The 9,572-nt window shown below is 70.3% G+C and carries 7 protein-coding genes; 2 read left to right on the top strand and 5 right to left on the bottom strand.

Going from position 1 to position 9,572, the window contains the following annotated elements; translation table 11 throughout:
* Nucleotides 1–259: 259 nt before the first annotated feature.
* The 4 genes from ABH931_RS16520 to ABH931_RS16505 form a co-directional block, all read right to left on the bottom strand.
* Nucleotides 260–1,768: a CoA-acylating methylmalonate-semialdehyde dehydrogenase gene (locus tag ABH931_RS16520; protein WP_370113826.1), complete on the bottom strand. Its 1,509-nt coding sequence runs from the start codon at nt 1,766–1,768 to the stop codon at nt 260–262.
* A 131-nt stretch (nt 1,769–1,899) separates the two neighbouring features.
* On the bottom strand, nt 1,900–2,382 hold the full coding sequence (locus ABH931_RS16515; protein WP_370113824.1) for a hypothetical protein: 483 nt from the start codon (nt 2,380–2,382) through the stop codon (nt 1,900–1,902).
* 213 nt (nt 2,383–2,595) lie between these two features.
* Nucleotides 2,596–3,990 (bottom strand): NAD(P)/FAD-dependent oxidoreductase, encoded by a 1,395-nt coding sequence (locus tag ABH931_RS16510; protein WP_370113822.1) that lies wholly within the window; start codon nt 3,988–3,990, stop codon nt 2,596–2,598.
* A 75-nt stretch (nt 3,991–4,065) separates the two neighbouring features.
* A complete protein-coding gene (locus tag ABH931_RS16505; protein WP_370113820.1) occupies nt 4,066–5,595 on the bottom strand; it encodes a gamma-aminobutyraldehyde dehydrogenase in 1,530 nt (509 codons plus the stop codon).
* A 221-nt stretch (nt 5,596–5,816) separates the two neighbouring features.
* On the opposite strand from ABH931_RS16505, the gene ABH931_RS16500 reads away from it, so the two are divergent.
* Nucleotides 5,817–7,481: a PucR family transcriptional regulator gene (locus ABH931_RS16500; protein ID WP_370113818.1), complete on the top strand. Its 1,665-nt coding sequence runs from the start codon at nt 5,817–5,819 to the stop codon at nt 7,479–7,481.
* Between the two features lie 38 nt (nt 7,482–7,519).
* Nucleotides 7,520–7,957 carry an Lrp/AsnC family transcriptional regulator gene (locus ABH931_RS16495; protein WP_370113817.1) on the top strand — a complete coding sequence of 146 codons (438 nt, stop codon included), beginning with the start codon at nt 7,520–7,522 and terminating at the stop codon, nt 7,955–7,957.
* A gap of 64 nt (nt 7,958–8,021) precedes the next feature.
* Here the strand turns inward: ABH931_RS16495 and ABH931_RS16490 are convergent, their stop codons facing one another.
* Nucleotides 8,022–9,458, bottom strand: coding sequence for a gamma-aminobutyraldehyde dehydrogenase (locus ABH931_RS16490; RefSeq protein ID WP_370113815.1), 1,437 nt, complete (start codon nt 9,456–9,458; stop codon nt 8,022–8,024).
* Between the last annotated feature and the right edge of the window lie 114 nt (nt 9,459–9,572).

Below are 9,572 nucleotides of genomic sequence, written 5' to 3'. Positions count from 1 at the left end.
AACTGGCGTTGACTTTTGGCACGCTGTTGAGTTCTCAAGGAACGGTCGCTTCCTTTGCTTCCCTTTCGGGCCGCTCCGGGCGCTTCCTTCGTGTTCCACTCTATCAGAGTTTTTCAGCTCCGATTTCCAGTGGTTTTGTCATCCCATTTACCTCCCCTTCATCGGGGTGGTGGCCGGGGCAACTCGGAGAACGTTACGGGGCCCGGTGGGCGGAGTCAAATCCGCTCACCGGGCCCCGTCAGGACCACTGAGACGCAGGTCAGGCGTTGGTCGGGAAGCCCAGGTTGATGCCGCCGTGGCTCGGGTCGAGCCAGCGGGACGTCACGGCCTTGCCGCGGGTGAAGAACTGGACGCCGTCCGCGCCGTAGGCGTGCGTGTCACCGAAGAGGGAGGCCTTCCAGCCGCCGAAGGAGTAGTAGGCGACCGGGACCGGGATCGGCACGTTGATGCCGACCATGCCGACCTCGACCTCGTTCTGGAAGCGTCGGGCCGCGCCGCCGTCGTTCGTGAAGATGGCGGTGCCGTTGCCGTAGGGGTTGGCGTTGATGAGCGCCAGGCCCTCGTCGTAGGAGTTCACCCGGACGACGGACAGGACGGGGCCGAAGATCTCGTCGTTGTAGACGGACATGCCGGGCTTGACGTTGTCGAACAGCGTCGGGCCGAGCCAGAAGCCGTCCGTGGTGTCCTCACCGTTGATCGGGTGCTTGCGACCGTCGACTACCAGGTCCGCGCCGTCGGCGACACCGGACTCCAGGTAGGAGGTGACCTTGTCGCGGTGCACGCCGGTGACCAGCGGGCCCATGTCGGAGTCGCCGTTGCAGCCCGGGCCGACCTTCAGGGTGGCCATGCGCTGCTTGATCTTCTCGATCAGCTCGTCCGCGATCGGCTCGACGGCGACCAGGACGGAGATGGCCATGCAGCGCTCGCCGGCCGCCCCGAAGCCGGCGTTGATCGCCGCGTCGGCGGCCAGGTCCAGGTCGGAGTCCGGCAGGACCAGCATGTGGTTCTTGGCGCCGCCCAGGGCCTGCACGCGCTTGCCGTAGCGGGTGCCGGTCTCGTAGACGTAGCGGGCGATCGGGGTCGAGCCCACGAACGACACGGACTTGACGTCCGGGTGCTCCAGCAGGCGGTCGACGGAGACCTTGTCGCCGTGGACGACGTTGAAGACGCCGGCCGGCAGGCCGGCCTCGGCCCACAGCTCGGCGATGAACTGCGCGGCGGACGGGTCCTTCTCCGACGGCTTCAGGATGACGGAGTTGCCGGCCGCGATGGCGATCGGGAAGAACCACATCGGGACCATCGCCGGGAAGTTGAACGGCGAGATGATCGCGACCGGGCCCAGCGGCTGGCGGATCGAGTAGACGTCGATGCCGGTCGAGGCCTGCTCGGTGAAGCCGCCCTTGAGCAGCTGCGGGATGCCGCAGGCGTACTCGACGACCTCGAGGCCGCGGGCGATCTCGCCCAGCGCGTCCGAGTGCACCTTGCCGTGCTCGGAGACGATGATCGAGGCGAGCTCGTCCTTGCGCTCGTTGAGCAGCTCGCGGAAGCGGAAGAGCACCGTCGAGCGCTTGGCCAGCGAGGCGTTGCGCCAGTCGGCGAACGCGGTGACGGCGGCCGAGACGGCCGCGTCGACCTCGGCGATGGTCGCGAAGTCCACCTGGCCGGAGACCTTGCCGGTCGCGGGGTCGTAGATGTCACCGCGACGCGGAGCGGCTCCGGCCGTGGGGACGGCCTGTCCGGCGATCCAGTGGGTGATGTGCTTGCTCAACGTCTGCCTCCGAGTCCAGGCGGGGCACTACGGGCTGCTGTGCTGCTGTGCGGTGCCGCGCTCTCTACCCATTCTGTTTCGGCACGCGGGCGCCCTCAATCTGCAGCCTGTCGGGTGATTCGCGTTCTGCCTTACACCTCGTCCGGCTCCCTGGGCGGATGGCCTTCTCCGGCGGTCAGCAGGGCGGCGGCCTCGTGCATGGCGAGCTCCAGCAGGACCGGGTCGCCGAGCCGGCCGCTGCCGTCCGGGGGGACGAGCCAGCGCAGGCCGCGACCGGCTCTGGAGGGGTGCGGGACGGCGAGCCAGGTGCCGGGTCCGGCGGTGCGGATGCCGGTGCCGACCCAGCGCGCGGCCGTGCCGGGCGGGACGAAGAAGCCGAAGCGGTAGTCACCGAAGTCGACCAGGACCGGGCCGGGGTCGTTGGCGAGCCGCAGCAGCACGTCGGCGGTGAGGCGACCGAGTTCGCCGGGCACGATCAGGACGTCCCAGAGCCGGCCGGCGGGGAGCAGAGCGATGCCGACGGCGCTGCGTTCCCACTCCCAGCGGCATGCCTGCGGGTCGGGGGAGGCGGCGGCCAGCCACTCGACCGCGCCGCTCGGTTCCTGACTTCTCATGGGTCTCGCCCTCCACATCAGCTGCCGTGCCCCGGGGGTGGCGAATCCGGGGTCACCGGGAGAGAGCGGTCCGACGTCCGACTCTTACAGCGTTTCCGGCACCCATCGTGGGCGTGGCCCGGCGTGCGGTGGCGAGAAGGTGCGTAAGGGTGCGAAAGCGGCGCACACCCTGTATAGGGTATGCGCCGTCATGGACATGCCGAAGGCGATCCGTCAGCTGTCGAAACCGAGGCCCAGTGCGTCCATCGTCTTGAGCCACAGATTGCGCTTGCCGGCGTTGTGGTCGGCGCGGTCGAGTGACCACTTGGTCATCTCGATGCCGATCCACTTGACCGGCTCGGGCGGGAACGGCAGCGGCTTGCTCTTGACCATCTCCAGCTCGGTCCGCTCGGTCTTCTCGCCCGCGAGCAGGTCGAGCATGACCTCGGCCCCGAAGCGGGTCGCGCCGACGCCCAGGCCGGTGTAGCCGAGCGCGTAGGAGACGCGGCCCTTGTGCGCCGTGCCGAAGAACGCGGAGAAGCGGCTGCAGGTGTCGATCGCGCCGCCCCAGGCGTGGGTGAACTTCAGGCCCTCCAGCTGCGGGAAGGCCTTGTAGAAGTGCCCGGCCAGCTTCACGTAGGTCTCGGGGCGGTGGTCGTACTCGTCGCGGACCTTGGAGCCGTAGTGGTAGACCGCGTCGTAGCCGCCCCACAGGATCCGGTTGTCGGCGGAGATCCGGAAGTAGTGGAACTGGTTGTTGGAGTCGCCGAGGCCCTGGCGGTTCTTCCAGCCGATCGAGGCGAGCTGCTCCTCGGTCAACGGCTCCGTCATCAGCGCGTAGTCGTAGACCGGCGCCAGGAACGGGCGGACCCGCTTGACCAGGTTCGGGAAGATGTTGGTGCCGAGCGCCACGTGGCGGGCGAAGACCCGGCCGTAGGGGCTCCTGACGGCCATGCCGTCGCCCTTGGGCGCGAGGTCGGTCGCCGGGGAGTGCTCGAAGACGCGCACGCCCAGCTCCGTGCAGGCGCGCTTGAGGCCCCAGGCCAGCTTGGCCGGGTGGACCATGGCGACGTCGTCGCGGTGCCACAGGCCCGCGAGGAAGGTCGGCGAGTCGACCTCCTTGCGCACGGCCTCCGCGTCGAGGAACTCGGACTCGACGCCGTACTCGCGCATGAGCTCGGCGCCCTCGCGCAGCTCGTCGACCTGGTGCGGCTCGGTGGCCACGTCCAGCTCGCCGGTGCGCTCCCAGTCGCAGTCGATGTCGTAGCGCTTGACGGCGTCCTCGATCGCGTCGAGGTTCTCCCGGCCGAGGCGCTCCAGGGTGCGCAGCTCGTTCGGCCAGCGCTCCAGGCCGTTGAAGAAGCCGTGGGTGAGGCTGGCCGCGCAGAAACCGCCGTTGCGGCCGGAGGCGGCCCAGCCGATCTCCTTGCCCTCCAGGAGGACGACGTCCAGGGAGGGGTCGCGCTCCTTGGCGATCAGGGCGGTCCACAGACCGGTGTAACCGCCGCCGACGACCAGCAGGTCGCAGTGGGTGTCGCCGACCAGGGCCGGCTCTGGCTCGGGCTTCGCGGGGTCCGCGAGCCAGAAGGGCGTGTACTGGACGTCGGCGAGCGAGTGGGCCGGATCCATAGATCTCACTGCTTTCTTGGTCCCGGGCGGTCTGTCTTACCGCCCGGGACGTAGAGGGGTGGAGTGAAGAACTGACTACCGGTCACCGAAGATGGTGCGGTGCCAGTCCTTGCGGGCCACGGCCGTGATGTCCTGCATCACGTGCTTGACCTGCGTGTACTCGTCGAGCGAGTACTGCGACATGTCCTTGCCGTAACCGGAGGCCTTGTAGCCGCCGTGGGGCATCTCGCTGATGATCGGGATGTGGTCGTTGACCCACACGCACCCGGCCTGGATCTCGCGGGTGGCGCGCAGGGCGCGGAAGGTGTTGGTGGTCCACGCGGAGGCGGCGAGCCCGTACGGGGTGTCGTTGGCGAGCTCGATGCCCTCGTCGTCGGTGTCGAAGGGCAGCACGACCAGCACGGGGCCGAACAGCTCCTGCTGGACGATCTCGGCGTCCTGGGCGATGCCGGTGACCAGGGTCGGGCGGTAGTAGGCGCCCTGGGTGAGGTCGGTGCCGTCGTGGCCCTTCTCGGGGGCGAAACCACCGGCCGCGATGGTGGCGCCGTAGCCGCGGGCGCGGTCGACGAAGCCGGCGACGGAGTCGCGCTGGCGCTCGGAGACGAGCGGGCCGAGGTCGGTCTGCGGGTTGAACGGGTCGCCGAGGCGGATCGAGTCGAAGATCTCCGCGGCACCGGCCACGAAGGCGTCGAACAGCGGGCGCTGCACGTAGGCGCGAGTGGCGGCGGTGCAGTCCTGGCCGGTGTTGATCAGCGAGCCGGCGGCGGCGCCGTTGACGGCGGCCTCCAGGTCGGCGTCGTCGAAGACCACGAAGGGGGCCTTGCCGCCGAGCTCCAGGTGGGTGCGCTTGACGCCCTGGATCGCGACCTCGCCGACGCGGGTGCCGACACCGGTGGAGCCGGTGAAGGAGACCATCGAGACGTCGGGGTGGCCGATCAGGTACTCGCCGACGCTGCGGCCCTTGCCGGTGACGACGTTGACGACGCCGTCGGGGATGCCCGCGTCGGTGCAGGCCTGCGCGAACATCAGCGAGGTCAGCGGGGTCAGCTCGGCCGGCTTGAGCACGATGGTGTTGCCCGCGGCGATGGCCGGGAGGATCTTCCAGGCGGCCATCTGCAGCGGGTAGTTCCACGGCGCGATGGAGCCGACCACGCCGATCGCCTCACGGCGGATCGAGGAGGTGTGGGTGCCGGACCACTCGCCGCTCGCCTTGCCCTCCAGGTTGCGGGCGGCACCGGCGAAGAACGCGGTGTTGTCGATGGTGCCGGGTACGTCGAACTCGGTGGTGAGCTTGATCGGCTTGCCGGTCTGCGCGGACTCGACGCGGGCGAAGTCCTCGGCGCGCTCCTCCAGGATCGCGGCCAGCTTGGTCAGCGCGGCACTGCGCTCGCCGGGGGTGGCAGTCGACCAGGCCGGGAAGGCGCGCTTGGCGGCGGCCACGGCGGCGTCGACGTCGGCCGTGGAGGCCAGGTCGACGCGCTGCACCAGGGTGCCGTCCGCGGGGCTGGTGACGTCGAAGGTGTCTCCCGAGGTGCCCTTGCGCAGGGCGCCGTCGATGTACTGGGCTCCGGCGTCGAAGCGGTCGCCGACGATGGTCCGGTCCATGGGTATCTCTCCTCAGGAGCATTGCGATGGGCGGTGCGCCCATCCTGCGACGATGCCCGCTCGGGGAAGGGGCGGGCAAGCGACAGTCTGCAAGGCGGATACCTACCAGCATCACACAGTGGAAAGCGGATGCAGGGCGACACCTCGTTGCCGGAATGTCGCCTGAGCCTGACACTATGGAGGCGTCCCCCATTCGCCCCACAGAGCCCGAGGACCCCTCTATGTTCCCCACAGTCGCCCGGGTTCTCGAGTTGGACGTGGTCAGCCGCGGCCTCCCCGAGGTCGTGGCCGGGGCGCAGCACCTGGAGCGTCCGGTGCGCTGGGTCCACGTCAGCGAGCTGGCCGACGTGGCCGGGGTGCTGCAGGGTGGGGAGCTGATCCTGACCACCGGTATCGCGCTGCCGGAGGACCGCGAGGGCCTGGCCCGCTACGTGCGCGAGCTGGCCGACATCGGCGCGGCGGGGCTGGTCGTGGAGTTCGGTCGGCGCTACTTCGACTCGCTGCCGCGCGCCCTGGTGCACGCCGCCGAGCAGCGCGGCCTGCCGCTGGTCGTGCTCCGGCGCGAGCTGCGCTTCGTCGCGGTGACCGAGGCCGTGCACGCGCTGGTGGTCAACGCGCAGCTGGAGGAGCTGCGGTCGTCGGAGGAGATCCACCAGACCTTCAACGAGCTGGCGGTCGAGGGCGCGGAGCCGGTCGAGGTGGTGCGGCAGGTCGCGCGCATGGCCGGTGTGCCGGCCGTGCTGGAGAACCTCTCGCACCAGGTGCTCGCCTACGACACCGCCGGGCAGAACGCCCAGGTGGTGCTGGCCGGCTGGGAGTCCCGCTCGCGCGGGGTGCGCCCCAACGGCCGCACCGGCTACGACCCGCGCACGGGCTGGCTGACCACGTCGGTGGGCGCGCGCGGGCACGACTGGGGGCGGCTGGTCCTGATCGGCAAGCCCGGCTCGGCGCAGGAGGACGCCCTCCCGGCCACGGCCTCGCACCGGCACACCATGCTGGTCGAGCGCGCGGCGGCGACGCTGGCACTGAACCGTCTGATGGTCCGCGACCGCGAGTCGCTGGAGCGGCAGACCCACCGCACGCTGCTGTCCGGCATCCTGACGCACGCGCTGACCGTCTCCGACGTGGCGCTGCGCGCGTCCGCGCTCGGCGTCCCGCTGGAGGGGCGCCGCCTGGTCGGCGTCGTGCTGCGCCAGCGGCGCGGACCGCTGCCTGCCGCGCTGGAGGCGCAGGCACGGCTGCGCGACTTCACCGAGACGGCGGCCGCCGCCGTCCGCGAGCGGCGCCTGACCGCGCTGGTCGGCGCGCTGGACGACGAGGCCGTGGGCCTGCTGGTCTCGCTCGGCCCCAAGGACGACGAGCACTCGGCGCTGGACGGCTTCGCCGGCGCGTTGCGACGGCTGATCCTGGAGCAGGAGGACGGCCCGGAACCGGTCGTCGCGGTCGGCTCCTCCGTCGGCTCGGTCCGCGACGCCCGCCGCACGCTGGTCGAGGCGACCCAGGTGGCCGACGCCGCCCTGCACGACACCCCGAGCGCGCCGGGCACCCGGAACGCCTCGTACTACCGCCTCCCGGACGTGCGCCTGCGCGGTCTGCTCCACCTGCTCCGCGACGACGCCCGCCTGCAGACCTACGTCGAACGCGAGCTGGGCCCGCTGCTGGCCTACGACGCCGAGCACAACAGCCAGTTGATCGCGATGCTGCGCATCTACCTGGAGCAGGGCCGCAACAAGTCCGCCGCCGCGGACGCCGCCCACCTGTCCCGCCCGTCCTTCTACGACCGCCTGCACAAGGTCGAGCGGGTGCTCGGCGTGGACCTGGACCAGGTCGAGTCCTGCCTCTCGCTGCACGTCGCCCTGCTGGCCCTGGACGCCGTACGCCGGTAGGCCGCGCTGTTCCTGGAGGACCTGGCAGGCTAGGGCGTGTGGACGACATCGACCGGGCCATCCTGCGGGAGCTGCAGAGCGACGGCCGGATCCCCTACGCGGACCTGGGCCCCAAGGTGGGCCTCTCCCCCTCCGCCGCGCGTCAGCGGGTGCAGCGGCTGATCGACGCGAAGGTGGTACAGGTCGTCGGCGTCACCGACCCGATGGCCATGGGCGGGCAGGCGATGGCGCTGCTCGGCATCAAGGTCGACGGGGACGCGCGCGCGGTCGCGGACGTGCTGGGCGGGCGGGACGAGGTCGTCTACTCGGTGCTGACCTCGGGCGGCTACGACCTGTTCGCCGAGGTCGTCTGCCGGGATCCGCGGGCGCTGCTGGACTTCATCAACGACGTGATCCGCCCGGTCGAGGGCGTGACGGCCGTCGACAACTTCCCGTACTTCGGCATCCACACGCACCGCTTCGCCTGGAACGTCTGAACGTGTGACCGCATGACGAAGGGCCCGCGGCAGGTGCCGCGGGCCCTTCGGTGCGTCAGGTAAGTCACTCCGAGATGGAGGTCATGACGTGCTTGATGCGGGTGTAGTCCTCGAAGCCGTAGGCGGAGAGGTCCTTGCCGTAGCCGGACTTCTTGAAGCCGCCGTGCGGCATCTCGGCGACCAGCGGGATGTGGGTGTTGATCCACACCGCGCCGAAGTCGAGACGCTTGGCCATGCGCATCGCGGTCGCGTGGTCCTTGGTCCAGACGGAGGAGGCCAGCGCGAACTCGACGCCGTTGGCGTTGCGGACGGCCTCGGCCTCGTCGGAGAACTTCTGCACGGTGATGACCGGGCCGAAGACCTCGTTCTGGATGATCTCGTCGTCCTGCTGCAGGCCCGAGACGACGGTCGGGGCGTAGAAGTAGCCCTTGTCGCCGACGCGGTGGCCACCGGCCTCGACCTTGGCGTGGGCCGGGAGGCGGTCGATGAAACCGGTCACCTGGGCGAGCTGGTTGGCGTTGTTCAGCGGGCCGTAGAGCACGTCCTCGTCGTCCGGCTGACCGGTCTTGGTCTCCGACGCGGCCTTGGCGAGCTGGGCCACGAACTCGTCGTGGATCGACTCGTGCACGAGCACGCGGGTGGCGGCGGTGCAGTCCTGGCCGGCGTTGAAGTAACCAGCGACGGAGATGCCCTCGACGGCGGCCGGGATGTCGGCGTCGGCGAAGACGACGACCGGGGCCTTGCCGCCCAGCTCCAGGTGGACGCGCTTGACGTCCTTGGCGGCGGAGGCCGCGACCTGCATGCCGGCGCGGACGGAGCCGGTGATGGAGGCCATCGCCGGGGTCTCGTGCTCGACCATGGCGCGGCCGGTCTCGCGGTCACCACAGATGACGTTGAAGACACCCGCCGGCAGGATCTCCCCGATGATCTCGGCGAGCAGCACGGTGGAGGCCGGGGTGGTGTCCGAGGGCTTGAGCACGACGGTGTTGCCCGCGGCGATCGCCGGGGCGAACTTCCACACGGCCATCATCATCGGGTAGTTCCACGGCGCCACCTGGGCGCAGACGCCGACCGGCTCGCGGCGGATGATCGAGGTCATGCCGTCCATGTACTCGCCGGCCGACTTGCCCTCGAGCATGCGGGCGGCACCGGCGAAGAAGCGGATCTGGTCCACCATCGGAGGAATCTCCTCCGAGGCGGTCAGCGCGAGCGGCTTGCCGGTGTTCTTGGACTCGGTGGCGACGAGCTCCTCGGCCCGGGCCTCGATCGCGTCGGCGATCTTCAGCAGGGCGAGCTGGCGCTGCGAGGGCGTGGTGTCGCGCCAGGCCTCGAACGCGGCGGCGGCGGCGTCCATGGCGGCGTCGACGTCGACCTGGGCCGAGAGCGGCGCGGTGGCGTAGACCTCGCCCGTCGTCGGGTCGATGACCTCGGTGGTGCGGCCGTCCGCCGCATCGGTGAACGCGCCGTTGATGTAGTTGCGCAGCTTCAGAAGCTCGCTCACTTCGGACCTCTTCTCGACTTCAAGCGTGGGCGACGTCGTCGTCGTCGCGCCCAGGGTAACTCTGTGCTGCGGTTATCGACAGGTCCGGGCGGCGAAGACGATGGATTCAGTATC

This window comes from Streptacidiphilus sp. MAP12-33 (assembly GCF_041261265.1).
Classification (GTDB): domain Bacteria; phylum Actinomycetota; class Actinomycetes; order Streptomycetales; family Streptomycetaceae; genus Streptacidiphilus.
This window is presented reverse-complemented; position numbering and strand designations above follow the sequence as displayed.